The sequence below is a fragment of the bacterium genome (genome assembly GCA_019912885.1).
Lineage (GTDB): Bacteria > Lernaellota > Lernaellaia > JACKCT01 > JACKCT01 > JAIOHV01.
Window position 1 is genome coordinate 1 of sequence record JAIOHV010000057.1, and the last position, 25,888, is coordinate 25,888.

Sequence of the window (25,888 nt, forward strand, 5' to 3'; positions counted from 1 at the left end):
GGGCGGCACGGCCTGGCCGCCGCCATCCGGCGCCAGGATGCGCTCCCGGTGACGCAGCCGCTTGTGCCGCCGCATGTCGTCGAGCATCTGGTGGATCTCGTCGTGGAAACGCGCGTCGAAGATCATGTATTTCGCGAGCTGGTCCGGGGACAGCACGTCTTCCATCTTGCGATAGTGCTTGTGGCGAAGATCGAGAATCCCACGCTCGGACTTCAGCACCTTGTCGACGGCCGCGCGGATCTGCTTTTCGTCGGTCGAGTCCGATTTGGCGAGGCGCGAAAGCTCCCGCAGCCCTTCGTCGCGCTCGCGCCCCTGTTCGCGAAGCTCCTGCGTGTATTCGTTGAGGATCGGCATCATCGCCGCGATGCGTTCCTGGTCGAGGTCGAGCATCTCGGTGAGTTTCCAGATGCGCACCGTCTCGACCTGCCGCCATACGCGCTCTTCCTGACCGGCCGCGAGGGCATCGGCCGCGAAAAGCCCGAGCACGCACCCCGCCAGGACCGCCCGCCGCAAGGAATTCGTCATCAAACGCCTCCGATCAATAATTGTAGGACGCCGTCGCCAGCATCAAGCGCTCGCCGAAGGCGTCGGCCTCCGCGTCGGACAGGCTGGAAAAGCGTGGAACCGCAAAGGACGCCGGGCGCGAATACGCCGCCGCGGCATCTTCGAGCGCGTCGAGCTCCGACTCGTCGTCATCGAGCGCGATCGCCGCGGCCAACTCGCCGGTGGACGGACCGTCCGCCTCGGCCAGAACGCGCGCGGCGCCGTGATCGGCGTCGAACTGGAGTTGCCGCGACGGATCGAAGGACACCGCGACGCGGCGGACCTCCTCGTCGTCCACGTCGGTCATCTCGTCCAGGTCGACCGTCATCGGCGAACGCCCGGCGAACACCAGCGCGATCGCGAGCGCGGCGGCCAGCGGCGCGGCGGCCATGACGGGCTTGGCCAAAAGGCGGCGCACCAGGCCGCGCATGAACGAGGCGGGCGAGGCGCCCTCGCCGGCCTCGATCCGGGCGCGAACGCGCACATTCAGGCTGGCGAAATAGGTGGGCCCGGGATCGGCAAGGGGCGACGCCGCGTAGCGCAGCGTCTTTGCGATCGCGTCCACCTGGGCGCGGCACGCGGCGCAACCCGCCAGATGCGTTTCGATCGCCGAAAGATCGGCCGCATCGAGCTCGCGCTCGACGTAATCGATCAGCCGGCCATTATCGGCCATGGGACAGCTCTTCATCTTCTCACTCACTTCCATATCCGGGGCCGAATCCCCGCGCGAACCCGCTTCGCGCCGGCCTTACGCGCCGGTGGGATCGATCCTCGAACGCAACGCCTTGACGGCGTAATGATAATTGACCTTCGCGGCCGAAACCGAGCATCCGAGAATCTCCGCGATCTGGGCGAAAGACAACTCGCCGCCGACCCTCAGCTTCAACACCTGTTTTTGCCTCGGCGGAAGCGTTTCCACCATTTCCGCGACCTGCTGCCGCTTTTCGTCCTGTTCCATCGGCTCGGTCGGGTCGGGGCTGTAGGACGCCATCGTGTCCTTGACCTCTTCACCCTCGCGGCGCTTGCGATCGCGCACCAGGTTTTTCGAGTAATTCACCGCGATCCGGTAGAGCCACGTCTTCAGCGAGCTTCGCCCCTCGAAGCCCGCGAGGTTGCGGTAGGCGGAGACGAAGGTTTTCTGCGTCACCTCGTCCGCGTCGTCGTGATTGCCCACGAATTTAAGAGCCACGAAATACACCATTCGCCGGTACCGCGTCATGATTTCGGAAAACGCCGCCTCGTCCCCGCCGACAAACGCGGACACAAGGCCGGCGTCGTCCGGGCCCGGAAGGGCCTCCTGGGCCATCTGGGGGGCCGTTTGGGCTTTGCTCATCGGATCCCATCGGGCGCCCGCCAACGCCTGTTAAAGCGACACGTGGGGAGCCGGGAGGTTCAAACCGCCGTTATTTCGCCGGAAATGCGTCACCCGGCCGCGGGCGCGAGAGGGTACGATAATGGGAAATGCGATTTACGAGAAGAAGTCCGCACGGGTCGTTCCGATCCCTACTCCGTACACGACGACCCGGTCGGTTTGCCTGGAAGTCGCTCTCCGGAAAGACGACCTCGGCCAGGCCGGCGGCGCCCGCAGGAACGTTCGGGAAATCGAAAAGCACGACGTTCCCGCCGGCCGAAACGAGCAAACGCCGTCGGGACTTTCGCGCGATCGTCCAACAGGGGCTCCGGTGCCGGGGTTCCCGGTTTATTTTTTCACACCGGCCATTGGCGCGGGTTTTCGTGCGGGGGTCAAGCGATGGCCGCCGATTCGGCCTGTCGGGAACACGCCGGAAGAGGGAAACGGAATGAACGCGTTTCACCGACGACACCGCCGGCACGGAGGGACACGACGAATCCCGATACCGGCGACGTGACGATCCGTGGTACTATTTATTCTGAAGAAATTGCCGAACTTGAGGTGACACGCGATGTCTGGCCCGACAAAAAAGACTCCAACGCGAACAGCAGCCCTTTCGACACCGGCTGACGGCGCCTTTATGCGGGATCCGATCGAAACACGCACAACGGACCTGCGGCCATTATCGTTTATCTTGGTAATCATTTTTAGCTCTTTTTTGCGCACAGCTATTGCATTGGATATCCCAGAACGGCCCGACCCGTCATGGTCGTACCCGCCGACGAATGCAATTCCAGCATGGGACCATAATCTCGGCGGGCCGACAATCACCTTTCTCGACGCTAACGGCGACGGCTTCGATGATTTGTTATTGGGTTTTACCGGTCTACGCTGGGAACGAGGCGATTCCTACGACTTGTCCGGTACAATATTAATATTTTACGCAGATAAGGATGGGTTGCCGCTGGAACCCGATCAATATATTCAACGAAATGACTCGTATTCTTTCGCTTCGCGCATTCAGAGCGGCGGCGATGTTAATGGTGACGGGTTTGAAGATCTACTGATTCACGACCCTTTGTGGCACCGGGTCATGATTGGGGCGTACGGCCGTTATTTTATTCACCATGGATCCCCAACGGGGTTAAATTTAGACTCCGATGCAATTCTTGATGGCGATTACGATACTCGCCATGATTTCGCGTATGCAATCGCATCGAATATTGATGTCAATGATGACGAATACAGCGATTTGATTTTGCCGCGCCGTATTTGGAATGACACGCTTGAACTTGATGATGATACCTACGTGGTTGATATTTATTTAAGTGATCAAAGCGGCATTCCCTTCGAATTACCTTCGCAAAGTCGCTCATATTACAATTCGTACATAGCGGCCACGCCATCGCTTGGCGATATAAACAGCGATGGTTACGACGATTTTGCAAATTGTGTATATTATTATGATACCGATGAATTACTTGTTGAAATTTTTCATGGAACGTCATTCCCCGACGAAATCGTGCCACATTCTATTATCGCGGCAAATACTCCAGATTTTCCCGTTTGGTACAATATTGGTCGCGCCGGAGATGTTAATGGAGACGGATACGATGACATTTGGGGATTTAACGACGAAGAAGTTTACATTTTTTTTGGCTCCGATACAGGATTGACGCCGATTGTTGCACAACTCCTTCCGCGTCCAACACCTCCACCTGGCCCAGGCGTGATTGCTGCAAAGCGCCTTGGGGATGTCAATGGTGATGGCTACGATGACATTATGGTATCGGCGGATGGTTTGGTGATTTATATATATTTTGGGACAGACCTTGGCCTTGATACCGGCTCCTATTGGCAATACGATCAATATGACTTCACGTATAGCGCGATAAGTTCCGTGGGATACGGTCTTGGTGGCGAAGACAACGATATTCGTAACGATGGGTATTCCGATTTTGGGTGGACTGCGCAAAATTTCTACGATGCGGGTGCTTACGAATTGCAGGCTCACGTGTTTTACTTGCCTAATATTACGACGACAACGACTACGACAATACCTGGTTCGTCGACGAGCGCAACAACGTCTACAACGTCGACAACCCAGCGCAATATTCCGGACGATGACGACAACTCGTATTTAAACGATGACGGTGCAAATGTCGAAAACGTCTCTGATGAAACGCGGAACAGTTGCTGCGGCAGTTAGGGCAACGTCTGTAGTAATTCATAGAAATTCATTACGCCATGAAAAATAGGGACAATAGGGGACAGTCATGAATGGCGCTAAGTTAAGCGTTTTGCGTATCAAGGAAAAGCGGGACAGGCACCAATTTTCGCGCGGCAATCCGTCGCTTCGCGGCCGCACTCGCGAATTCGCCGACGATTCGGATTTCGGATCGATTTCGTTTTTCAAGCAACCGACTCCGAAATTTTCCGGCAATTCGTACCGTATTCCAATGCTCGCGAAAAGCGCTTTTCGCTTCGTGGGGAAATCTTGAATTCGCGCAAGAAGCCGCTCCCTTCGTGCGACCCTTCCCGCGCCCCGGCCTTTCCGTGTCCCCTCCTTTTCTCGTACAATGCGCGGCTTGTTTGCCGGGGCGGCGCGGATTCTGATTTTTCGCGCAAGGATGCCCGGCGGATTTCTCGCGTTCAGGAGGGAGCGTCATGTTGAAAGCGGTCGCCGGCCGCCGGCTATTCGTTATTCCGTTTTTTCTTGTTGCGATCCTGTCGCTTCTCGTTCTGTCCGCCGCCGGTTGCTCGTGCGGCGACGATGACGACGACGATGACGACGACGCCGTCGACGACGACACCGGCGATGACGATGCGGACGACGACACCGGCGCGGACGATGATACATCCGACGACGACGCGGACGACGATGCGGACGATGACGGCGACTTCGAGCTTCGCTCGGACTACCTGCTGCTCGACGGCGCCGCCGCGCCGGCCAACCCCGAGGGCGGATCGACGCCCGCGTCGCTGAACAAGATCCCCATGTTCCGCTTCCGCGAGGACACGGGCGAAAATCCCCCGCGCGAGGTTGACGCGATCCTCGTGCTCGCCGCGGGCTACACCGCGGGCGCGAACCAGCTTCTCTACATCGCCGAGCAGATCGTCCGCACGAGCGGCGGCGACGTGGAGGTGTGGGTGCTCGATCGCCGCTTCCACCTGCTCGAGGACCTGCACGGATCGAACGTCGGCGAGGAGCAGGGCGATCCGTGGCTGGCGTACGACTACTACTACAATGGCCTCGAGCTCGAAGGAAAATCGTTCGGCGGCTACTACGACGACCAGGGCCCGGAAACCGCCATGCTCTCCGAGTGGGGACTGGACCTGCAGATGGCCGACTACAAGATCGTCCTGTCGCTCGTGCCCGAGGAGGTGCGTGACAAGCTCGTGTTCTTCGCCGGGCACTCGCGCGGCGCGTGGTTCGTGCAGACCTACGCCGCCTACGAGTTCGAGGACGGGAGTCTTGGCAAGGACGACATCGCCGGCATGGTGCTTCTCGACGGCACCGGTCGCTACAACGAAGCATACGACGAGGACGACTACCTCGCCGACCTCGCCGACATCCGCACCGGGGCCAAACCCCGCACGACGCAGTTCTCCTTCTTCACGCCGCCGCTTTATACGTACCTGGAGATCTTCACGATGGCCGCGGCCGAGGGCCTGTCCGACGGCACCGACCCGACGCTCGGGCCTGACGGATTTTTCGGCGAACTCGGGCCGTTTACGGTGCTCTATCCGATCCTGACGCGCTTCAACGACGTGCAGCTCACGAACGAGGCCATCATGGGCCTTGTGGCCGACGACGAGTTCGGTCCGCTCGACAACTTCAAGGGCCACATGGGCACGATGACCGGCGGGCAGATATGCCAGGACTTCCTCGGGAAGTTCCCGTGCGAGGACGGCATGACGTACTCCTGGTTGAACTATCAGGAGTCCGATCCGGCCGAGCTCATGGACATCCAGAGCCTCATCCAGAACATCTACAAGGGACCGAGCAACAACGCGGACCCGTATTACTCAAGCCGCCTCGATTTCGACTTTTTCGTCGCCGACCAGATGGAGACCGAGGGCACCTGGCGGCACGACTACTTCAAGCTCTACACGTCCGAGGTGGACGTGCCGGTGTACGCGATGGAGACGGCGCTCGTCGCGGAGACGGGCGAGATGGAGAAGTATCGCGACCGCCTGCCGGCGGTGGAAGGCGGCACGCTGCCGCGCGACGACAACGCGTTCCGCATCCTAACGCTCCCGGATTGGGAGCACATCGACGGCCTGCAGGTGGACGCCGCGTTTAACCCCGTCTTCCCCGACCTGCTCGTGTGGATACTGGATTGGTCCGAAGGCTCCGTGCAGGTTCCCCTGTTCGGCACGCCGTGGGACCAGGTGAAGGATCTGTATCCGCCGGCGCTGTAGGTGCGACGCATCGCGCCCTGTTTCGATCGCGCCCTGGAAGGGCGCTCCCACAATTGCTGCGCGGTCGGCCTCGCCGGTCAGGGCCGCAAACGAAGTCCTGCTTCGAGCGGGACGGAGTGCGCGGTCGGCCCAGCCCCGGCATCGCCACGTTCTCGCCACCTCACGCCGGCGTCACATCCGCCGCAGGCGTAAGCTGCGACGTGCACGCCGGGCAGCGCGTCGCCTTGATGAGGATGGACGTGCCGCAGTAGGGGCAATCCTTGTTTGTCGGCGCGCTCGGCGGCAGATCGGCCGGCCGCGTCATGCGGTTGACCGCGCGCACGAGCAGAAAGATCGCGAACGCGACGATGACGAAGTTGACCGCGGTGTTCGCGAACGCGCCCCAGGCGATCACCGTCGCGCCGGCCGCGCGCGCGGCTTCGAGCGAGGTGTACGGCCCGGCGCTCGCCGCGCCGTCTGTGATCGTGAAATAGAGGTTCGTGAAATCGACGCGGCCGAGCACCACGCCAAGCGGCGGCATGATGATGTCGTTGACGAGCGACGCGACGATCTTCCCGAACGCCCCGCCGATGATGACGCCGACGGCCATGTCGAGCACGTTTCCCCGCATCGCGAACGCCTTGAACTCCTTGAACACAACGCACCTCCGTGAAGTGGGACGCGAAATATAGCGCGATAGGGGAATCGGGGAAGGGGAAACAGGAAACAGGAAACAGGAAACAGGAAACAGGAAATAGGAATTAGGAATTAGGAAATAGGAAAGAGGAAAGAGGAAAGAGGAAAGAGGAAAGAGGAAGCGGCGTTCGTGCCGGGGGCCGCCCGGCTCGGAGCGGGGCCCGCTTCGATCGTCGTACGCCGCGCCCTCGTCTCAATTTCTTTTTCCTTTTTTCTCTTTTCTCATGGTACATTCATGCCTTCGGGAGGGTTGTCATGCGTTGTCATCATCCTGCCTTCATAGCGTTTGCGATGTTGCTCGCCGGGTTGTGCGTCTTCGCGTCGTTCGGTTGCGATGCCGGCGGCGGCTCGTCGCCTTCCGCCGCGGCCGATGATGACGACGCGGCGAGTGACGACGACGATTTGGCTGACGACGACTCCGCAACCGACGATGACATGGCGGACGACGACAACTCGGACGATGACACGTCTAACGATGACGATGCCGATGACGACGTTTCGGATGATGACGATAGCGACGACGATACCGACGACGATACCTCGGATGACGATGCGGATCCCATGGGACTTCTGTTCGTGTACCCGGTCGACCCCGACGCCTATCCCGGTTCGGTCGACTTCGATGCGGCGGTAACGGACGCGTCTTTCACGTCATTCACGCCGGCGCCGCTGCCGGCTATCGACACCACGACGCTCGACGCCTGGGCCGAATCCAACGATTTTTACGTCATGGTCACGCCGGGCGAGTCCGCAACCGTCTACGACAACGGCGCATACGTCGCGCTGAACTTTTGGGCGCAGGAATATTGGCAATACAGCCCGCTCACACGCTTTTATTCCTCGGGCGCCGTGCTGCTGCGTTACGACACGATCGCCAACACGTGGTCGACCGAACAGCGCCTTATCGGTGGCGACTTCGGCGGTTCGATCAACCTGCCGGGGATCAGTTGGCTCTACGACATGCCGGACGGCATCGGCATGATGAACATGGCGCTCAAATTCGAGTTCTTTTCCCTTGTGCCCGCGGCCTATTTCGAGGTCTACGATCCGAACGCGAAGTCGCACGATTTCCTGTGGGCGGGTGTCTCCTTGATGAGCGGTCTGCTCAATGACGTGAAGCTGCACTCGCACCGCCACGGTCGCCTGGTCGCCCTCGATCAACGGCTGTTCGACGATCCGAACGCGCGTCTTCTGGTCTATGACGGCGCGAACCTTTCGTTCGTGACACCGGCGTGGCCGGGTGCGCATTCGATCCGCAATATGTGGAGCGTCGGCGACGACGAGGAGTGGTTTTACGGCTCCTTCGGCAACCCGCCGCTTTTGCATCGGAACGGCACGACCTTCACCACGGACCATTTCGCGTTTCCGTGTTCGGCGTTCAACGAGATCCAGGGTCCCGATGAGCCGATCGTCCTGCATCCGGGTTACGGGTTTTCGTATCTCGACGAGGCGACCGACACGTGGCCGTGCGTCCGCGAGCCCACCGTTACCGGAAAGACAATTGCGTTGATCGCCGTGCGTGACGAGAAATTTTTCTACTTCGTCACGCGCGACGGCGCCGACGTGAAGGTGCATCAATACGACAACGGCGTCGTCAAATCGCTTCAGGCACCGACGGGATACCGCGGTGCGTTCGCCGAAAACGGAGCCGTGCTGTTGCCGTAATTCGATAACGCTGATTGTGGCGGACGGGCGTCGGCACGACGCGCCTGACGGAAATCGCTCCCGCCTCGCACAATCAACTTACGGCAAACCTGCGGTGCGCCTCACAGGCGCGCGCGGACGGCTGCGGTAAATTCGTGCGGGTTTCGCGTCGACACCATTCGCATCTAAAAGAGGGACGTCCCGCATGGCCACGAAGATCTTCGTCAATCTGCCCGTGAAGGACCTTGCGCGATCGGTCGAGTTTTTCACCGCGCTCGGCTACGCGTTCAATCCGCAATTCACCGACGAAAACGCGACGTGCATGATCATCGCCGAGGACATCTACGCGATGCTGCTCGTCGAGCCGTTTTTCAAGAATTTCACGCCCAAGCCGATCGCCGACGCCACCGCGACGACTGAGGCTCTTGTCGCGCTCAGCCAGGATTCGCGCGAGGCCGTCGACGAGATTTGCAACAAGGCATTCGCCGCGGGCGGGCGCAACTACAAGGCGCCGCAGGATCACGGCTTCATGTACGGCTGGGGTTTCGAGGATCCCGACGGCCACATCTGGGAGCACTTCTGGATGGACCCCGCGCACGTGCAGAAATAGGAATCAGGAAATAGGAAACAGGAAATAGGAAATAGAAAAGAGAAAAGAGAAACGCGCGGGCGCACGGTTCGTCCGCGCACATTCGCCCCGATTTCCTCGCATCCTTTTGTGTGAAATTTCTCCCTCGGTGTTCTCTGTGTCTTCTCCGTGCTCTCCGTGTTCCGCATAGCCGTCGTTCGAAAATCGAACGCCCTCTCCGAAAATCGAACACGTTACCCCGACGCTCGCCCCGTCGATCGTCAAAAAAGCCAGCATTTCCGCACTTCGCCTGACCGGCGCGGGGCTGGCACGGCCGTTGCTCTTCCTTGGCGCGACACGCATTCACGGGAGGCACGGTCATGGGAATCATTGCGCGATCCGCGGCGGTCATCGGCGTCGAGGCGCTCGCGGTCGAGGTTCAGGTCGACGCGAGGCTGGGCACCTTCAATTTTCAGGTTGTCGGCCTTCCCGACGGCGCCATACGCGAGGCGCGCGATCGCGTCATCTCCGCGATCCGCGCGGCCGGCTACTTCCTGCCGGACAGGCACATCACGGTTAACCTCGCGCCGTCGGATCTGCGCAAGGAGGGTTCGGGTTACGATCTGCCGATCGCCGTCGGGGTGCTGACCGCGTCGCGCCTCGTGCCCGAGACCGACGCCATCAACGATTTCGTGATCATCGGCGAGCTGTCGCTGGATGGCGGCGTGCGTCCGGTGCGCGGCGTCCTCGCGGTCGCGCTGGCCGCGCGCGCGTGGGGCATGAAGGGCGTCATCGTGCCGGAGGCGAACGCGCAGGAAGCGGCGTTCGTGCAGGGCATCGACGTCATCGGCGTGACCGACCTGCCGCAAATCGTGCAGTTTTTACGCGGCGAGCTCGACATCGCGCCGACGCGCGTCGATCCGCAAAGCGTTCTCGCCGACAACCACGACGCAAGCGAACTCGACTACGCGCAGGTCGTGGGGCAAGAGCACGCCAAGCGCGCCATGGAGATCGCCGCGGCCGGCGGGCACAACGTCCTTCTCGCCGGCCCGCCGGGCGGCGGCAAGACGATGCTTGCGCGCAGGCTCACCACGATCCTGCCGCCGATGTCGCTCGACGAGGCGCTCGAGGTCACGAAGATCCACTCCATCGCCGGGCGCCTGCCGGACAAGGCGGCCGTCATATCGCGTCGGCCGTTTGAATCGCCGCATCACACCATCAGCGACGCGGGGCTCGCGGGCGGCGGGGCAATACCCCGGCCGGGCACGATCAGCCTCGCGCATAACGGCGTGCTGTTCCTGGACGAGTTGCCGGAATTCTCCCGCCACGTCCTCGAAACGCTGCGCCAGCCGCTCGAAGAGGGCGACGTCACCGTCGTTCGCGCGGCGGCGGATTGCACCTTTCCCGCGCGATTTTCCATGGTCGCGGCGATGAATCCCTGCCCCACGACCCAACAGCACCAGGAAAATACGCAAAACGCATCCGAACGCAACGCCGCGTTTAATAAAGGATACTCGCGCTTCCTTCCGCGTTGTCCGTGTACGCGCCTCCAGCGAGAGAGCGAAATCAGCCATGTGTGAGTTCAAATCGAAAAAAAGCGCGTGCCTTGAAAATCGCGCATCGATCATGGGGGATTTGAATCGGCAGTCGCGGTGCCCACGGGGGACAAGCGCGATGGAAAAGGTTGCAGAGCGTGACATCCGGGCTCGGCCGCCGAATCCGAGCAGGAGCAAAAAGGGCGCGTTCCAACGGGTCTCAAAAAGCCCTTGACAGACAAACGGACATCAAAGTAGGAATAGCCTGTATACTTCGATAAGGCTATCAACAGCGGCTGAGAGAAGGCGATGTTTTTTCGGGCAAGCCACGAGCAGGCGGATCGATCCGCACGAGCCGTTGCGCTTTTTCCCTCGACGCCTCTGGAGGAGACGCTCGTTGAGCGACCCTCGACTTCATGGCGCCCAATGGGAGGCTATTGCCGCGAAGCTCGCGCGAGGTCCGACGCGTATCCCGTTCTCCTGCTGCTTGATCCGGCACAGTGCGTGCGTTGCGCGGATGCGGGCTTCCATGTTCAGCAGGAAGAGGACCGTGGCTTGGCGCGGGGTCGATCAGCGCGTCGTTGCTCCGTCAAACGAGGGATGCAGCAACGTAACCACGATTCACCAAAGGTCGAGGGGAGCGGGCGGGTTTTTCAACGGGTTACTAGAATAGCTGCCGGTGCAAAGGAATGGACTTTCACACCAGCAAAAGCGGCTTCAGTCCATTTCAGGCTGAACCGGCACATCAAAAGGGAGCAATTGAAATGAAAAGACTCTTCGCCATTTTTACATTTGCAGTTCTTTTGTGTGTGGTAATGGAAATTGTTGCGTCAAGTGAAGAACTCAAGAAAAGCAAAATTTGGAGAGACCCAACAACCGGCTTAACATGGGAAACAAACCGTAATGTGGGTAATTGGCTTAAAGCTGGTTCTTATTGTGACAATCTAGAATTGGGTGGCTACAGTGATTGGAGGTTGCCCAATATTGACGAGCTACGAAGTCTAATCCGCAATTGTGATAATACAAGACGTGGTGGTAAATGCAATGTAAATGTTGTGTGCCTAAAAGTAAAAGGTTGCTATGATGAAGATAAATGTGCCTGTGATAATCCCGGGAATGACTCCTCTCATGGGGTCAAGGAGCTTTTTGGAGATTCCGCTTTGGGAAACGGTGATCTCTATTTTATTTGGTCTTCATCGAAACTTTCAGACCCCGATCGCCCAAGGGAAGCTTGGACAATAGGTTTTTATTGGGGAAATCTTGTTCCTTTTGGCGTTGATTTAGATGAATCGATCGGATGGCGTTGTGTGCGTTAGATGGTTGTGGGGGCGTGCTGGTCGCCGCGTATGGTTAATTTCGGTGAAAGGAGAATGCATTGTCATTCACAAATGGTCTTCGGTTTCTTTTGGCGACGTTTATCGTTATTGTCCTCGGAGTCGCGTTCGCCTTTGCGGGAGGCGCAAGGATTAAAAACGTAATTGATGACCCTTCGAAGACAATGGGTGATATTATCGTCGAAATTGAAGGAACCGGCTCTTACTGGGTCGGGTGTACGGTTTTTCCTGTCGGACGCGGAAAATATGAGGTTGATCTTGATGCACAAAAAGTCTCCGCTCCGGGAACTGTGAAATTTCCTGCTGTAAGTAAAGCTGGAGGATTTAATACACTTACTGGAGGAGGCTTAGATTATACCGTAGCCCTATGGCAAGACAAAATATCGTTAAAAGAGTGTGAAAAAAAGTATGGCGCAAATTCAGACAGTTGCCAATGGGCCAAAAGCAATGGTTACCAGATGGAAGGTAGACTAGACAGCAGAGAGGGGAAAATGACGCCTTAGGAGGTTTTACTAAATGGGTTACAGAGATCGTGTCAGGTGCATGAGACGTTCAGTTTTCGCGGGTGAACAGAATCTGGATCTGCTTCGTGGTCTAATAGCCCATCGACGTTCCCCTTTTACAATAAATATACTCACTCGGACTCTAGCGAAAAAAGCCGCTTCTTTTTGGGTGCCATTCTTCTTCGTCGTTTTCTCACAACTACCGCTTGCTTCAACCGCTGTTTTTGCATTGGCAGAAGAACCATTCGCGGCAGGTGCATACTTCTCGTACCTTGCAACCACCCCTAAAGCGCTTGTTTACCGCTGCGAAGTTCTTGACCGAGTCACCCACTCTCCAATTAGCGGCGCGAATATCCGGCTTTCCGGGACAGTTCAGGATGATTTGAATCCACGCGAATATCAGCTATCGGCAAAAACTGGCGGCGATGGCATCGCAGTCTTTTTCCTCCGATGGGATGCATGGAAATGGGCTCCCGGAAAGGATGACGTCAATGCCGCGCAACGCATTGAGGTGTCCCATCCCGAACATCAATTTTTTACTTCAAGCTCATACAAATTAAGCTCTCTTCAGCGGTCAAATTCATCCTATGATTTCCCTGCCGGAAAAGCAGATGAGGGTGCTTGGTTTGACAGAATGAACCCGAAAATGTTTTTTCTCTCTTCTTCGGGATCGAGTTCAGATCTTTTTAATAAAGTACGGAATAGGGATTATGGCAATTCCATACGCTCATTGGATGCCTCAGTCCAGCCTGGTGCTAAGGCAGGTCTATTTGCGGTATTTGAGGAGACCATTTTTATGGACCCGATCAGCACCATCAGGGTGATCCCTTGAAACTTCAAGACAAATTTGAATGTGAAAGGAGAATATTATGAGAAATATGATGGTCACATTAGCTGTATTAGTATTACTATTTTTTGCAGTTGGCATCTCGGATGCAGTTAATTGGCCAAAAAATATCTCCGGTGATTGGAGTTTGGATTGGCCGGAAATGTTTGGGAGTGATGACGGTGATTGTACTATCGTACAGAATGGTGATTCAATAAATTTCACAGTCAGCACTAGTCATGTTAATTTCCGAATCCGAAACGGCGCCATTAGATGGGTTGGCACATATAGAGATGGGGTTCTTGATGTGCAAACTAAATTTGACGAAGATCAAGGTTACGGTGCGACGAAAAAAGTTAGCTGCTCTTGTGTTTTTAACTGGAGGTCAAATCTGACATTAGTCCCCAGTTCTTGGAATTGCTCAAAAACGCTTTTTGTTAATGGTACTGAGAGCCTTACGGAGAGATTGGGAGGTCCGAATAGGCTGATAATGAGAGGACATATGTTGGAACGGATTTTCCCCAATGATTTAGGACACGCTTTCCAAAACGAGCTACTAAATTCAGAAAGCTCACAAAGCGATTCACAAACTAGAAGCCAGCCTCGACCTGCCAACCAGCCTAAACCTGCCAGTCAGAGTCAAATTTGGATAGACCCCGCAACTGGCTTGACCTGGCAGGTATCTCCGACGGGCGGGTCAATGGAATGGCAAGCGGCTAAGTTCCATTGCGCGGCCTTGAGCTTGGGTGGTTCGAGCGACTGGCGGTTGCCGACGATAGGTGAGCTTCGGAGCCTGATCCGGGGCTGCCCGGCGACGCAGAAAGATGGCTCGTGCGGGGCGACGGATTCGTGTTTGACCCACAGTTGTTGGAATGACCCTTGTAAGGGGTGTTCGAATAGGGTTGGTCCTGGTCCGGATGGTGCGTATTGGCCTCCGGAACTTCCGGGTACGGTTACTGGGTATTGGTCGTCCTCGGCGGTCGCGAACGAACGCGAACGCGGCAGAGCGTGGGCCGTCCATTTCAAAAACGGCCAGGTCAACCTCCACACCGTCCTCCTCGACTACGATGCGCGCTGTGTGCGTTAGCCGACCGTGATTTTGGTAATTTGGTTCTTCGGTCCTTTGGTCATTTTCACGCGCCGAAGGCGCGTGATCCCGGTCCAAGGCGAAGCCCTGGTCGAAATAATTTTTTTGAATGGCGAAATACGACCATCTGCCGATTTACAAGAAGGCGCTAGAACTAACTGTGTAAGTTGAGGATACGGTGAAAAACTTTTCCCATTACCACAACTACACCATTGGCACGCGCCTGCGGGACGTCTGCTGAGAGGTCATGACGGGCATCGTAAAGGCGAACAACAAGCCAGTTATGTAACATTTCACATTGACAATCCTTTCACCAATTTCGCTTTTCATGTTTGACCATCCGCCGCGCCGCGTGATAGTCGATGCCGACAAACGCTGCGGCGGCCATCATGGATGCGTCAGTTTGCTCGGCCAGAAATTGGATTAGCCGCTGATCCAGCGATTGAGCATTTTTCAAGTTGGGCTGCTGCTCCGATGCACGAACGCCGGGCGGTATGTCCTGGACCGAGATTGATTTTCGATTGTCTGCCGCGGCCCGCGCCCTGGCAACCAGGATCGCACTCTGAAGTTCGCGCACATTTCCGGGCCAGGAGTAAGCGCGAAGGATGTGAGCGGTGAGAGGCTGCAAACGAAGGCCATGCGAATTGTTTGGTCGGCATTCCTCAATAAATGCCCTGGCCAGCATCATGATGTCGCTCGGTCGCTCGCGGAGAGGCGGAATGTGGACCACAGAGGCCGCGATCCGGTAGTAGAGATCGACGCGAAATTTCCCCTCGTCGACGAGCGCCTTGAGATCCTTGTTCGTCGCAGCAACGACTCGAACGTCCACGGGCGCCGGCTTGCTGCTTCCCACTCGGACGATCTCTCCTTCCTGGAGAACGCGCAGGAGCCGGGCCTGGAGACCCAACGGCAATTCTGCGATCTCGTCCAGAAACAGGGTGCCGCCGTTGGCGATCTCGAAGTGACCTTTCCGTGTCGTGATTGCTCCGCTGAAAGCTCCGCGTTCGTGGCCAAAGAATTCGCTGTCCACGAGACCCTCGGGGATCGCGCCGCAATTCACGGCAACAAATGGTCGAGTGCGCCGGGGACTGTGCCAATGGATGGCCCTCGCCACGCCCTCTTTGCCGGTGCCGGTTTCGCCCTGGATGACCACAGGAAAATCGGCCGGCGCGTAGATCGTCCGGACTTCTCGGAAAATCTCTGTCAGCCCGGGGTCCGACGTTTTCAGTGCTTTTCCTGGCCCGTATTCCAAGGTCTCGATGTGCTTGGGCGTTCTCATGGGCCGGACATTACGGCATCGTGTCTTCCCAAATCCTCGGCGGCGGGTCGATTCTTTCTCGGATTTGTGTCGCCAGCGGATCGATCCCCTTTGACGTGTCGCCGAACAGTCGGCAGACTGTCGGCAAAAGATCGGCTCCTGAAAAACGGAGGTGTTCGATGAAACGGGCCTCAGTGGTTGTTCTTCTGGCTTTTGTTTTTCTCGCGTCTGTGTGCCTGGCCGAGGAATCCGGCAAAACGATCACTGCCAAGGTCCTCCATGCTGTCGACGGCGATACGCTGGCAATTCAAATCGATGGCCGCACTGACAAGGTTCGGCTCATTGGAGTCGATACACCCGAAACAGTGCATCCAAGCAAGCCGGTCCAATACTTCGGCAAGGAAGCGAGCGCCTTCACCCACAAGATAGTGGATGGCAAGACTGTTCGCCTCGAACTCGACCAGGCGAGCGCCGCGACGAACCACCGCGATAAATATGGGAGGCTTCTCGCCTACGTTTTCCTCGAGGATGGCACGCTGTTGAACGCTGAGATCATTCGCCAGGGATACGGCCACGCCTATACGCGGTTCCCGTTTGCCAAGATGGAAGAATTCCGGACGCTGGAGCGCGAGGCACGGGAAGCGGGACGTGGACTCTGGGCAGGGGGCGAGGGTGACACGCCAGCGCCGGGGGTATCAGCCCCGCCGCCAGCTGCACCAACAGATCGACCGTGCAAGATCAAAGGCAACATCAGCGCCAGCGGCGACAAGATTTTCCACGTGCCGGGGCAGCAGAACTACGACAAGACGCAGATCAATGAGGCGTCGGGCGAGCGATGGTTCTGCTCGGAAGAGGAAGCTATTCAAGCCGGTTGGCGAAAAGCCAAACGCTGATCCGCATCCTATTCACCCACAGATCCGCACCTCGTTTTCCGGTAGATCGAGCCAGTACCCCACCTTCGGCTTGGTCTTGATCAGCCCCTGAATTTCCCGCGCCGCAATTCCATGCCCATTTCCGACCATGCTTCCCAATGACCGGACTAGCGTGCTCTTAGTGTCGGTGATTTGGTGATCGTAGATCGGGTTGTCTGCCGCGTCGTTGAGTCCCCAGATGCTGTCGTAGATTTCCTGCTTGGTTACGATCTTGCCGGGCTTCTTCGCAAGGAGCGCGATGAACTTGAGTGGCGTGGGTTGCAAGTCGACCGTCGCACCTTTGTAGGATACGCGGTGCTGCTTGATATCGAGGATCAGACTGGGCATGGGGTCGGCTTCGACATCCGGTTCGACCAATCCCACGGGCACGGCTTCCTCTTCCTGATGTATCACCGTGGGAGCGCCCTCTCGAACCAGATCGAATAATTTCTTGCCGGTCTTCGGGCCGAGGATTTCACAGAGCCGCGCTTCGGATGATTCTTCCAGGGCACTCTGATCGCAGACCTTAGAATCCACCAGCTTGCGCAGGACGACACGGCCGACGCCACGAAGTTTCATACGAGCCAACTCCACCGCATCGTTCCCGATGCCCTGGGTCAGACGCAGCGACAGGTCGTGGACCTGGTCAACCTGCTTCTCGCTCCATCCGGCGATCTCGCACACCAGCGCCATGCCGTGAATGAGCCAATCGAATTCCCCGGCAATCCTCCGCACAGCGCCTCCCCAGACATTGAAGGCATCTTCGATCTTTTTGATCGGCATTTCCTCAATCCAGTCGTCCATCATGAGCGCGAGCTTGTAGTGCTTATTGACGTCATAGATGCAGTGCGTTTCCTTGGCAATCGCCCGAAAGACCGCCCACTGCGCGATGTCGCGGCCCCTGGCGCGGCTCAACACCTGGTCCCGATACCCGGCGCGCCGATTCTCATCCCCGTCCATTTGGACGTAAATGTCCTCAGCATTGCGGCTGCGCGCGGCGATCACCAGCATTTCGAACTCGGTGGAGAAACGGTCCTTCGCCGTTTGAGCCCAGCGGAAGAACGCATAGGCGGTCTTCGGATGCAGACACTGCGAAGCGCAGGTGCGCCCCAACTCAGTGATGATCAACTGGGCTTCCTGTTCAAGCACTGCGGCGCACGAGATGCAGATGTCCACCGCCCGGTCGACATTCTTGTGGAATTGATCCTGCGTCTGGTTCTGCCGCCAGACCTCGTGGCCGGTGAAACTGCCGAGGAGGAAGTGGTAGAGTTCTTCCCGAGTCGCGCACAGGCCCGATGCGATTAGATTGACGACGTGGCTCTCCAGCGGCGCGTTGGCGAGTGTCGGCGTGATGTCCTCGAAGCTCCCCTCGATGTAGTGACGCGCCAATGCCCGGGCTGGAAACTCGCCAGTGCTGACCATGATCGAGCGCCCGAAGTCCAACTCTAGCGAGAGCCGCCCCGCGCGGCCGCTCATATTTTCGTACTCGCTGCGAGTGATGTCCTCGGTGATCACGCGGCGGAACTTGGACGAGTACTTCCACTTTTGCGTGTCGATGAACACGTTCTTTGCCGGGAGGTTCATGCCCATCGCCAGAGTGGAGGTCGAGAACAGCGCCTTGATTGCCCCGGCGCGAAAATGCTTTTCAATCAGGCGGCGCTCGGACCACGTCAGGTCTGCGTTGTGGAAGGCGATTCCCCGGGACAGAAGCTCGGACAATATGTCGCAGGCACGAGTGTCATCCAGGTCAGCGAGTTCATCGATGGCCTCCGTCGCGGACGGCAGCGCCACGATGTCAGCCAGAGCGCGGGCGGCGAACACCGTCGATTTGCGGTCCCGCAGGAAAACCATGCACGGTTCACCGCGCTGGACGAGATTTGCGACATTGAGGAGCATCTGGCGGTCGGCGTTCTTGGAGTTGTCGTCGTCCCAGACCAGTTCCTCGGAACCGGCGGCGCCTGAGTTGTGTTCGCGGTAGTTGAACACTCCATTGCACAGGATGCCCTTGCGAAGCTCCACAGGACGTTGGTTCTCGACCAGGACGCGGGCTTTGAGCCACTTCTCCAGGCGGTCGGTTTTGCCGAGCACGGCCGACAGGCCGAGGATTTGCAGCTTGGCATCCGAGGTGACGATCCGCGTGAGCAAGAGTTCGAGCACCGGCCCGCGGAACTCGTCGGTGATCATCTGCAATTCATCCACGACGATCAGCCCGGCGCTGGTGAGCAGCGACGGCGTGTTCACGAGCAGACCCTGCATCTTCTCGTAGACAACGATGGCGATGTCGAAATCGCCGCGCTGGATCGCTTCGTCATACTCGCGGTGGTCGCGGTTGGAGATCACGACGCGAATGCCGACCTCGCCATAGCGTTCGCTGAATTCGGTGAACTTCTCCTCGGCGAGCGACTTCTGCGGGACCAGGTAGAAGACCTTGAGCTTTTTACGGGCCGCCTTGATCGCGGCCATTTCGCCGATGAAGGTTTTGCCCGACGAGGTGGGTGAGAAGACGATCAGGTTGCGGGATTCGAAGAGACCAAATTGCTGGATGGCTTTCTCCTGCACGGGCAGGAGCATCTCGCCGATGTGCCGCTTCCAGATGTCTACGATCTGTTTTTCAATGCCGTACCCTTCGAGAAAATCAATACGCATCATGGGCGTTTCCCCCGAAACGCGCCCAATGGTCACAGAGCGAACGAGAGTTTCATCTCCCCCTGGGCGTTGCGGAAAGAGGGGATCTCGCCCACCGATACATTGCATCAGTTCAGATCGCGGAAAACCCCTATAACCCTTCCCACGATCCGAACGTCCTGACGTGCCGCGTCGATCAACAAGGGAGCCATCGTGCTGTTCGCGGGCTGCAAGCGGATGACGTTGCCCTCGCGGTAAAACCGCTTCACGGTCGCTTCGTCGTCCATCAGGGCGATGACGGTCGCGCCGTTTTCGGCATCCGGTTGTTCCCGCACGATCACCGTGTCGCCATCGAGGATGCCCGCCTCGATCATGCTCTCGCCCCGAACGCGCAGGGCGAACACGTTGCCGTCCCGATACGCTTTGCGATCCACCGGCAGATAGCCGTCGATGTTCTCGACGGCGAGCAGCGGCGTCCCCGCCGGAACCTGGCCCAAGATCGGAATACGGTTTCCGCCGGGGTGCTTCACCAATAGCTCGATGGAACGTGGCGAACTCGACCGCCGCAGAAAGCCCTTCTTTTCCATGCGCTTCAGATGCACGAAGACCGTGGACGACTTGATCCCGAACTTGCCGCCGATCTCCCTAACGGTCGGCGGCATGCTGCGGCGCTCGCTGAAGTCCTCGATGAAGCGAAGGATTTTGTTCTGCATAGCGGAAGGGGTTTCCACTTCAGCCTCCCTTGTTCTGATGTACAGGGTAGGCTAACTGGTGTTAGCTGTCAAGGGGAAAGCGAAATTTTTTTCGACAGATTCCGCCCGAAGTGGTGACGAGAGGGAGCTTGAAAACGATTGACAAATCTCCAGGGTGGGTTTTTTCTATGGCGGTTTGGTCACTCTGAAGCCCATTTGCGAAGGAGGTGGAACTTTGAATCAGGCATATTGTCCCTATTGCGGCTCCCACAAACCCGAAGAAGAATTCACTGACGAGCACTTTCTCGCGGAATCGCTTGGCTCCCCAGCGACTTTCACCATTCGGGTCTGCAAAAAGTGCAATGGTGACGCCGGGAGTTCAATTGATGCGGCGCTAATCGATAACTACTTCATTTCATTGGAACGAGTTCTGCGCGGCTTGAAAGGTCAGTCGAATCAGCTTCCCGAATTTGAGTTTAAAGGTACCGTGGACATTGAAGGTCAAAATGTCCCAGCGATGTATTCTTTCTCAACAGAGAAAAAACGCATGTGGGTTAAACCTGAAGTCAAAAAACGTATTGAAGGCGAGAAGGAACTGTATGAGATCGAATGCTCGGAGGATGATCTTGAGAGGATATTGAAGGATATAAAGTCTAAATTGAAGAAGCGCGGTTTAGGCAATCGGCCAATAAAGGAAGAGCAGAAGCGAGTCGTTTCAATCCCGACTCCCAATATGCGGGTAGGATTCGGTTTCGATATTACATCTATGCAGCGAGGCATGGTCAAAATCGGCCTGGGATTAGGACACCTAGTGCTTGGCGAAAGCTGGACCTCATCGAAAGACGGCGATCTTTTCCGGCAATTTATTTGGGAACCCGATCCAGATAAAAGGGAAGGAATATTGCACGGCTCAACGTGGCCACAAGAAATTGACCAAAAGTTCACAAAAATTCTATCCCATAAGGACTGGCATTTGTTGGCCGTAATGAACAGAAATCCGCTGAGCTTTTACTGCAACTTATTTGGCAAGTACGCTGGCTGCGCATTGTATTATGACGGAGTTTGGCCTCTTCAGGGCAAGGAAAGCGGTGGTGTCGTTTTCCTGATTGATCCAGTGCAGCGTCGCAAGTTCCGGTATGGGTTCGACGAGTTCTTCGGCAAAAAAGAAGGTGGCACGCTGCCCTGAATCGGCGATTTGCATTTGGAAGAAGGACAACGGCACTTACTGGTGAACCGCCTGTGGCTTCGAACCGTCGGCCCCGACTATGCCTTCGAATGCGGCCCTGTACTTTTCGGGAATACGCCCGAGGAGTTCCGTCAACCCGGCATCGCCCAGGCGCGTTCCCTTTTTCCCCTCGAATTCGATCCAGTGGTATTGCTCCTCGGTCATCCCCAGCATCTTGCCCATCTCGCCCTGCGACATGCCGATGCACTGGCGAACCGTCCGCAACTTGTACTTGGGTGTGGTGTCTTCCGCGACCGGCTTGATGCCCAGCAGATCGGCGACGCGCACCCCGAAAAATTCCGCCACGCGCCTGACTATCTCGTGCTTGTGGGGCACCATCCCACGCCGCTCCCAATTGGAGACCGTGCATTCATCGACGCCGAGGTTCCGCGCCAGTTCCTTCTTGTTGAAGTGGTTCTTCATCCGGAGCCACTGGAGCCGCTCGCCGAAAGTTTTCGTCTCGGAAAAGTCTTTGATCATGTGGACGTCTTCGCTCGTGTTGATTTGAATCACCAGGTCGCCGTTCTTGGGGAAGGCAGGCAACAAGCCATTCAGCCCGAAAGCTTCCCGCAGGACATTGAAATCCAGATGAACGTCGAGACGCCCTTCCTGCATGGCCACGATCTTGTCCACTACGCTGGCGAGCGCCTCCTTCTGTTCCCCGATGTGCAGCCCGTCGAACACGCTGCCGAAGTTGGCGAAGGCGAGTTTCAGCTTTTCCAAATCAACATGGGTGTGGTCGCCGTCGATCCCGGCTTCCTTCTGCAGGCGCTCGATCTCGCTCTCCAGTATCTGCTTCTCGGATTTGAGAGGCCGTGCCCGGGCCGCCGCTTCCTCCTGGTCGAGCAGCCCATCCTGGTATGCATCCATGACCCGCTTTAGCGCTTTCTCAACCTCAGCCAATTGGCGATGCAGCGAACGGGACTGGTCGTCGAGATGCAGCCGGATGAATTCTTTGTTGCTGATCAACTTCAGCGCCTGCTTCACAACCGGCTCCGGATCTGTCGCCCAATGTGCGAGAGCCTCGACGATCTTTTGTTCGGTGCGTCTACGATCAAAGGTAAGACCCGAACAGACGCTTGCGCCTTTCTGCTGCCGCCATGAACAGCGGTAATACGACCATGCCCCACCGCCCACCCCTTTTTTCGGATGGTTGTAGCCCGCCATGCTGCCGCCGCAGAGTCCGCATTTGATCAGCCCCGATAGCAGATAGGTGGACCGTTTGTTGCGATGATGAAGCCCGATCTTGTTGGTGAGAATCTCGTGGACCTTTGTCCAGGTGTCTTTGTCGACAATTGCCGGGAGCGCGCCCTCAACGACGATCCAGTCCTTTTCTGGGCGCGGTGTTGACGTCGTGCTGGTGCCCTTGCGCTTGTTGTAGGTGGACGCTCCGTAGTAGGCGGGATTCCCCAGCGTGCGGCTCACGCTGGTCGCGCTCCAGTATTTGGCGTAGCGCGGCTTCGTTCCGCTCGCGTTCAAGTAGTTGGTGATGAACCGGATGCTGCGATGCTCCAGATAAAGATCGAACATCTTTCGGACCAATTTGGCTTCGTCGTCCTGGATCAGCAACTTTCCTTCCTGCTCGCGATATCCAAAAGGAATGACGCCGCCGTTCCATTTGCCTTCCTTGGCGCGCACGAGCATGTGCTCGCGGACGCGCTCGGCGATCATCTCGCGCTCGAACTGAGAGAACGACCCGAGGACATTCAAGGTCAATCTCCCCATGGGGTTGGATGTATCGAACCGCTGGGAAATCGAAATGAAGGCGACGTCATGGTCCTCCAGGGTGTCGAGCAGACGCAGCAGGTCGCGCAGGTTGCGGCTGATGCGGTCGATCTTCGTGACGACCACCGCGTCGAATTTCTTGGCGACCGCGTCGGCCATCATCCTCTTGAAGGCCGGGCGGTTCTCGGTATTGCTGCCGGACAGCCCCGCGTCGGAATAGTGGTCGTGGATTTTCAGATGATGAAAGGCGCAGTATTCGCGCAACACCTTTTCCTGGATCGCCAGAGACTCCGATTGCACCTGCATGTCCGTGGACACGCGGGAGTATATGGCGACCACCGTCCCGGTTTCGAGTTTATCGTTTTCTCGCATCAAACCTCCTAGTGATATTGGGCATGAGCCGTCACATCGGCGTGGACGTATCGAACGGCTCGATGATTGGAACGATGACGACGCCGCATCGCTTCAACTCGTCCGACAGCCGCACTGCATCCTCATAATTTCGGCTCAGGCGGGCGTAGTCCGTCACGATCACGGCGGTGAATTTTCCCGCTGCGGCGTCGGCCATCATCCGCTGGAACGCTGGGCGGTTCCCCGTCGTATGGCCGCCCTGTCCGTCATCGCAGTAGTGGTCGTGGATTTTCAGTTGACACCGGGCGCAGTAGTCACGCACAGCCTTTTCATGGGGCGATGGGGAATCGTTGTGCCCCGGCGGGATGGCGGCCATACGGGAATAGATGGCGACCGTCGTGCCGGGTTCGAGCTTGTCATTTGTTCGCATTGGACCTCCTCGGTTCGGGTTTGCACGAGGTGTCCATTACCTCGTTTGGACACATCATCAAGGCGTTCTTTATTGCGAGGAGCGTGCCACGCACGGCGGACCGTTCGGCCCGACAAATGGCCGTAAATCAAGGGGTTGCGCGAGACATCGGGAACGGATGGCTCGCTATTCGTTTTGCAAAAGGCCCTTTAAGTTTTGCAAAACGGCCTTTAAATTTTGCAAAAGGCCCTTTCCGTTTTGCAAATCGGCCTTTCCGTTTTGCACTTTTGCGGGAAAACGCACCCTCAATATCCCGTAACCCCTCGTAATCAAAAGCCTATCGTCTTCGATTTGCACTTTTTCAAAAACCACACGGTTCTCCACCCCTCCGTTTTCCTGATTTCCCTTTAGTTACAACGGCTTATCGGTTTTTCCCAGGCGCTGGCATCCCTCTTGCGCTTAGAGGCGCTCGACCTGTTTGACCGAGGAGGATCGATGAGCGCCACGGGGATTAAGGAAGTTCGTATCTACCATGCCGCGCTGCCCGAAGCGCATGTAAAACGCCGCGCCGCAGAACTCGTGCGGCTCCTGGCGCTCGGCCTGGCGCGATCCGTTGTGAAGGCGCCGGTTGGCGCCGGGATTCAAGAGCATCCGGAAAACAAATTTCAGAATCCGGCGGATCTCCCGGCGAGCGGGATGGCGCTGTGATGTCCGCTCGCGCCGCCAAGAGAACCTCGAACGGGAATATGGATGCTGAAGCCGCGCGGCAGTTCCTCATCGACCATTTTCGGGCGCACGCGATCAAAGGCGAACTCAAGCCGACACGGACCTATGAGGTGATCGAGCAGGATGCCGCGCACCTAAAAATTTGCACGCGCAACGGCGGCGGCCGCTGGGTTCAATCCCTCTTCGCGGACCTCGTGACCTGCAAGAGCCTGAAGTACGGCGAATTCCGGCGCGTCGATTTGTTCTGGGGGGTGGAGCGCAAGGGCCGGGACGCTGACGCGGTGTTTCAGTTTTCGACGGGCGCGACCGCGGACGACGACACGTTCCGTGTTTCCATTCCCGGCCCCGCGTTCACCCCGAGCGGCGAGCCGGTCCCCGTTGACGCATTCATGGCGCGCGGCTCTGACCGCCATTCTTCCCGCCGTTCCCGAAAGGAGAAATCAGCATGACCAACCCGCGCATGACGTCCACGTATTCGATGTGGAGTTCATTTCGCAATTGCCGCATGGCGTGCAAGCTGCGGTACCTGGATTTTCTCGTTTCCCTGGAATTCGATCCCAATCTTCGCTTCGGTTCCGCGATTCACCAGTTCCTCGAATGCTGGCATCGGCACAGCGACCTCACCCAGGTGCTCGACCTGATCGACCGCTCGTATCCGAACCGCGCGGGCGACGAGGACCAGCAACGAGACTGGCATCTCGCCACGGCGATCATGAAGGGCTACGCGACTCGGTATCCGTCAGAGGAATTCGCGGTCGTCGAATTGGAAAAGACGTTCGAGGGCGAGATCGTCAACCCGGCAACCGCCGCCATGTCACGCAGTTTCCTGCTGGCGGGCAAGGTCGACGGGATCGTCCGAATTGGCGACGAGTTTTTCCTCTTGGAAAACAAGACCGCGTCGCTGCTCGACTCCGGTTACCTCGAACGACTGTGGACCGATTTTCAGATCATCCTTTACTGCTGGTACGTCGAGCAGACACTCGGCCTTCGCATCAACGGCGTCATTTACAACATCATCGTCAAGGCGAAGCTCCAGCAGTCGCGGGGCGAGACCGAGGCCGAGTTCGAAGCCCGCCGCTCGGAACTGATCGCCAAGTCCAAGACCGGCAAATCCTCGGCGCAACGCCGCATGCCGGAAACGGACGACGAGTTCCAGGCTCGTCTCGCTGTGAAGTACATCGAGCCGGGCATGTTCCACCGGGAGATTCTCTACATCTCCCGCGACCGTTTCGCGGTGCTGCAGTCCGAACTCTGGGAACTGACGCAGAACTTCCTCGATGCCCGCCGCCGCGACGTTTGGTATCAGAACACCTCGCAGTGCTTTCAGTACGGCCGCCCGTGCAGCTACTTCCCGCTTTGCCGCAGCGATTTCTCGCCGCTCGTCCGCGAGAACCACTACCGCGTCGAACCGCCCCACACCGAGCTTTCCGACACATCAACAACAACCAACAACACACCCGTTTTTTGAAGAGGAG

At 57.7% G+C, this 25,888-nt stretch carries 25 protein-coding genes; 15 read left to right on the top strand and 10 right to left on the bottom strand.

The features are described 5' to 3' along the window. From K8I61_04880 to K8I61_04890, 3 genes are all read right to left on the bottom strand, one after another. Positions 1-525: periplasmic heavy metal sensor (locus tag K8I61_04880; protein ID MBZ0271347.1), on the bottom strand; the 525-nt coding region annotated here is incomplete at its 3' end. A gap of 13 nt (positions 526-538) precedes the next feature. Continuing rightward, the gene (locus K8I61_04885) at positions 539-1,243 is read right to left on the bottom strand and encodes a zf-HC2 domain-containing protein (protein MBZ0271348.1); all 705 of its coding nucleotides are present in this window, start codon (positions 1,241-1,243) and stop codon (positions 539-541) included. Positions 1,244-1,291: 48 nt separating this feature from the next. After that, positions 1,292-1,876 (bottom strand): RNA polymerase sigma factor, encoded by a 585-nt coding sequence (locus K8I61_04890; protein MBZ0271349.1) that lies wholly within the window; start codon positions 1,874-1,876, stop codon positions 1,292-1,294. Between the two features lie 417 nt (positions 1,877-2,293). Here K8I61_04890 and K8I61_04895 point away from each other — a divergent pair, with 417 nt between their 5' ends. The 3 genes from K8I61_04895 to K8I61_04905 all read left to right on the top strand — a co-directional run bounded on the left by K8I61_04895 (position 2,294) and on the right by K8I61_04905 (position 6,319). Beyond that, positions 2,294-2,524 carry a hypothetical protein gene (locus K8I61_04895; protein ID MBZ0271350.1) on the top strand — a complete coding sequence of 77 codons (231 nt, stop codon included), beginning with the start codon at positions 2,294-2,296 and terminating at the stop codon, positions 2,522-2,524. Positions 2,525-2,534: 10 nt separating this feature from the next. Further along, the gene (locus K8I61_04900) at positions 2,535-4,103 is read left to right on the top strand and encodes a VCBS repeat-containing protein (GenBank protein MBZ0271351.1); all 1,569 of its coding nucleotides are present in this window, start codon (positions 2,535-2,537) and stop codon (positions 4,101-4,103) included. Between the two features lie 458 nt (positions 4,104-4,561). Then, positions 4,562-6,319 carry a hypothetical protein gene (locus K8I61_04905; protein ID MBZ0271352.1) on the top strand — a complete coding sequence of 586 codons (1,758 nt, stop codon included), beginning with the start codon at positions 4,562-4,564 and terminating at the stop codon, positions 6,317-6,319. Between the two features lie 160 nt (positions 6,320-6,479). Here K8I61_04905 and mscL read toward each other — a convergent pair whose 3' ends face one another. Next, positions 6,480-6,956: a large conductance mechanosensitive channel protein MscL gene (mscL, locus tag K8I61_04910; GenBank protein MBZ0271353.1), complete on the bottom strand. Its 477-nt coding sequence runs from the start codon at positions 6,954-6,956 to the stop codon at positions 6,480-6,482. Between the two features lie 293 nt (positions 6,957-7,249). Between mscL and K8I61_04915 the strand changes: the two genes are divergently transcribed. The 7 genes from K8I61_04915 (at position 7,250) to K8I61_04945 (ending at position 14,491) form a co-directional block, all read left to right on the top strand. Beyond that, positions 7,250-8,659: a hypothetical protein gene (locus K8I61_04915; GenBank protein ID MBZ0271354.1), complete on the top strand. Its 1,410-nt coding sequence runs from the start codon at positions 7,250-7,252 to the stop codon at positions 8,657-8,659. A gap of 184 nt (positions 8,660-8,843) precedes the next feature. Next, positions 8,844-9,248, top strand: coding sequence for a VOC family protein (locus K8I61_04920; protein ID MBZ0271355.1), 405 nt, complete (start codon positions 8,844-8,846; stop codon positions 9,246-9,248). 344 nt (positions 9,249-9,592) lie between these two features. Continuing rightward, a complete protein-coding gene (locus K8I61_04925) occupies positions 9,593-10,786 on the top strand; it encodes a YifB family Mg chelatase-like AAA ATPase (protein ID MBZ0271356.1) in 1,194 nt (397 codons plus the stop codon). Positions 10,787-11,430: 644 nt separating this feature from the next. Then, positions 11,431-12,057, top strand: a complete 627-nt coding sequence (locus K8I61_04930; protein MBZ0271357.1) for a DUF1566 domain-containing protein — start codon at positions 11,431-11,433, stop codon at positions 12,055-12,057. Positions 12,058-12,116: 59 nt separating this feature from the next. Further along, a complete protein-coding gene (locus K8I61_04935) occupies positions 12,117-12,578 on the top strand; it encodes a hypothetical protein (GenBank protein MBZ0271358.1) in 462 nt (153 codons plus the stop codon). A gap of 13 nt (positions 12,579-12,591) precedes the next feature. Then, entirely contained in the window at positions 12,592-13,410 is an 819-nt protein-coding gene (locus K8I61_04940; protein ID MBZ0271359.1) for a hypothetical protein, read from the top strand. A 37-nt stretch (positions 13,411-13,447) separates the two neighbouring features. After that, positions 13,448-14,491, top strand: coding sequence for a DUF1566 domain-containing protein (locus K8I61_04945; GenBank protein ID MBZ0271360.1), 1,044 nt, complete (start codon positions 13,448-13,450; stop codon positions 14,489-14,491). 310 nt (positions 14,492-14,801) lie between these two features. Here the strand turns inward: K8I61_04945 and K8I61_04950 are convergent, their stop codons facing one another. Beyond that, positions 14,802-15,770 (bottom strand): sigma 54-interacting transcriptional regulator, encoded by a 969-nt coding sequence (locus K8I61_04950; protein ID MBZ0271361.1) that lies wholly within the window; start codon positions 15,768-15,770, stop codon positions 14,802-14,804. A 158-nt stretch (positions 15,771-15,928) separates the two neighbouring features. Here K8I61_04950 and K8I61_04955 point away from each other — a divergent pair, with 158 nt between their 5' ends. Next, a complete protein-coding gene (locus K8I61_04955) occupies positions 15,929-16,642 on the top strand; it encodes a thermonuclease family protein (GenBank protein MBZ0271362.1) in 714 nt (237 codons plus the stop codon). A 12-nt stretch (positions 16,643-16,654) separates the two neighbouring features. Here K8I61_04955 and K8I61_04960 read toward each other — a convergent pair whose 3' ends face one another. Further along, positions 16,655-19,309, bottom strand: coding sequence for a DEAD/DEAH box helicase (locus K8I61_04960; protein ID MBZ0271363.1), 2,655 nt, complete (start codon positions 19,307-19,309; stop codon positions 16,655-16,657). 104 nt (positions 19,310-19,413) lie between these two features. Then, a complete protein-coding gene (lexA, locus tag K8I61_04965) occupies positions 19,414-19,998 on the bottom strand; it encodes a transcriptional repressor LexA (GenBank protein ID MBZ0271364.1) in 585 nt (194 codons plus the stop codon). Positions 19,999-20,152: 154 nt separating this feature from the next. Between lexA and K8I61_04970 the strand changes: the two genes are divergently transcribed. Next, a complete protein-coding gene (locus K8I61_04970) occupies positions 20,153-21,163 on the top strand; it encodes an HNH endonuclease (protein MBZ0271365.1) in 1,011 nt (336 codons plus the stop codon). A gap of 36 nt (positions 21,164-21,199) precedes the next feature. Here the strand turns inward: K8I61_04970 and K8I61_04975 are convergent, their stop codons facing one another. The 3 genes from K8I61_04975 to K8I61_04985 form a co-directional block, all read right to left on the bottom strand. Next, complete coding sequence (locus K8I61_04975) at positions 21,200-23,299, bottom strand: recombinase family protein (GenBank protein MBZ0271366.1); 2,100 nt, start codon at positions 23,297-23,299, stop codon at positions 21,200-21,202. A 31-nt stretch (positions 23,300-23,330) separates the two neighbouring features. After that, positions 23,331-23,708 (bottom strand): recombinase family protein, encoded by a 378-nt coding sequence (locus tag K8I61_04980; GenBank protein ID MBZ0271367.1) that lies wholly within the window; start codon positions 23,706-23,708, stop codon positions 23,331-23,333. Between the two features lie 165 nt (positions 23,709-23,873). After that, complete coding sequence (locus K8I61_04985; GenBank protein ID MBZ0271368.1) at positions 23,874-24,059, bottom strand: hypothetical protein; 186 nt, start codon at positions 24,057-24,059, stop codon at positions 23,874-23,876. A 123-nt stretch (positions 24,060-24,182) separates the two neighbouring features. Between K8I61_04985 and K8I61_04990 the strand changes: the two genes are divergently transcribed. From K8I61_04990 to K8I61_05000, 3 genes are read left to right on the top strand one after another with little or no spacing between them, the layout of a single operon-like run. Further along, positions 24,183-24,395, top strand: coding sequence for a hypothetical protein (locus tag K8I61_04990; GenBank protein MBZ0271369.1), 213 nt, complete (start codon positions 24,183-24,185; stop codon positions 24,393-24,395). 38 nt (positions 24,396-24,433) lie between these two features. Beyond that, positions 24,434-24,862 carry a hypothetical protein gene (locus K8I61_04995; GenBank protein MBZ0271370.1) on the top strand — a complete coding sequence of 143 codons (429 nt, stop codon included), beginning with the start codon at positions 24,434-24,436 and terminating at the stop codon, positions 24,860-24,862. A gap of 11 nt (positions 24,863-24,873) precedes the next feature. Beyond that, positions 24,874-25,881, top strand: a complete 1,008-nt coding sequence (locus tag K8I61_05000) for a PD-(D/E)XK nuclease family protein (protein MBZ0271371.1) — start codon at positions 24,874-24,876, stop codon at positions 25,879-25,881. Positions 25,882-25,888 lie beyond the last annotated feature (7 nt).

Bases quoted from the DNA above. Each gene is read 5' to 3' on its own strand.
- K8I61_04890 (MBZ0271349.1), bottom strand. From the start codon at position 1,876: ATGAGCAAAGCCCAAACGGCCCCCCAGATGGCCCAGGAGGCCCTTCCG.
- K8I61_04895 (MBZ0271350.1), top strand. From the start codon at position 2,294: ATGGCCGCCGATTCGGCCTGTCGGGAACACGCCGGAAGAGGGAAACGG.
- K8I61_04900 (MBZ0271351.1), top strand. From the start codon at position 2,535: ATGCGGGATCCGATCGAAACACGCACAACGGACCTGCGGCCATTATCG.
- K8I61_04905 (MBZ0271352.1), top strand. From the start codon at position 4,562: ATGTTGAAAGCGGTCGCCGGCCGCCGGCTATTCGTTATTCCGTTTTTT.
- K8I61_04915 (MBZ0271354.1), top strand. From the start codon at position 7,250: ATGCGTTGTCATCATCCTGCCTTCATAGCGTTTGCGATGTTGCTCGCC.
- K8I61_04920 (MBZ0271355.1), top strand. From the start codon at position 8,844: ATGGCCACGAAGATCTTCGTCAATCTGCCCGTGAAGGACCTTGCGCGA.
- K8I61_04930 (MBZ0271357.1), top strand. From the start codon at position 11,431: ATGGACTTTCACACCAGCAAAAGCGGCTTCAGTCCATTTCAGGCTGAA.
- K8I61_04940 (MBZ0271359.1), top strand. From the start codon at position 12,592: ATGGGTTACAGAGATCGTGTCAGGTGCATGAGACGTTCAGTTTTCGCG.
- K8I61_04945 (MBZ0271360.1), top strand. From the start codon at position 13,448: ATGAGAAATATGATGGTCACATTAGCTGTATTAGTATTACTATTTTTT.
- K8I61_04950 (MBZ0271361.1), bottom strand. From the start codon at position 15,770: ATGAGAACGCCCAAGCACATCGAGACCTTGGAATACGGGCCAGGAAAA.
- K8I61_04955 (MBZ0271362.1), top strand. From the start codon at position 15,929: ATGAAACGGGCCTCAGTGGTTGTTCTTCTGGCTTTTGTTTTTCTCGCG.
- K8I61_04960 (MBZ0271363.1), bottom strand. From the start codon at position 19,309: ATGATGCGTATTGATTTTCTCGAAGGGTACGGCATTGAAAAACAGATC.
- lexA (MBZ0271364.1), bottom strand. From the start codon at position 19,998: ATGCAGAACAAAATCCTTCGCTTCATCGAGGACTTCAGCGAGCGCCGC.
- K8I61_04975 (MBZ0271366.1), bottom strand. From the start codon at position 23,299: ATGCGAGAAAACGATAAACTCGAAACCGGGACGGTGGTCGCCATATAC.
- K8I61_04980 (MBZ0271367.1), bottom strand. From the start codon at position 23,708: ATGCGAACAAATGACAAGCTCGAACCCGGCACGACGGTCGCCATCTAT.
- K8I61_04990 (MBZ0271369.1), top strand. From the start codon at position 24,183: ATGAGCGCCACGGGGATTAAGGAAGTTCGTATCTACCATGCCGCGCTG.
- K8I61_04995 (MBZ0271370.1), top strand. From the start codon at position 24,434: ATGGATGCTGAAGCCGCGCGGCAGTTCCTCATCGACCATTTTCGGGCG.
- K8I61_05000 (MBZ0271371.1), top strand. From the start codon at position 24,874: ATGACGTCCACGTATTCGATGTGGAGTTCATTTCGCAATTGCCGCATG.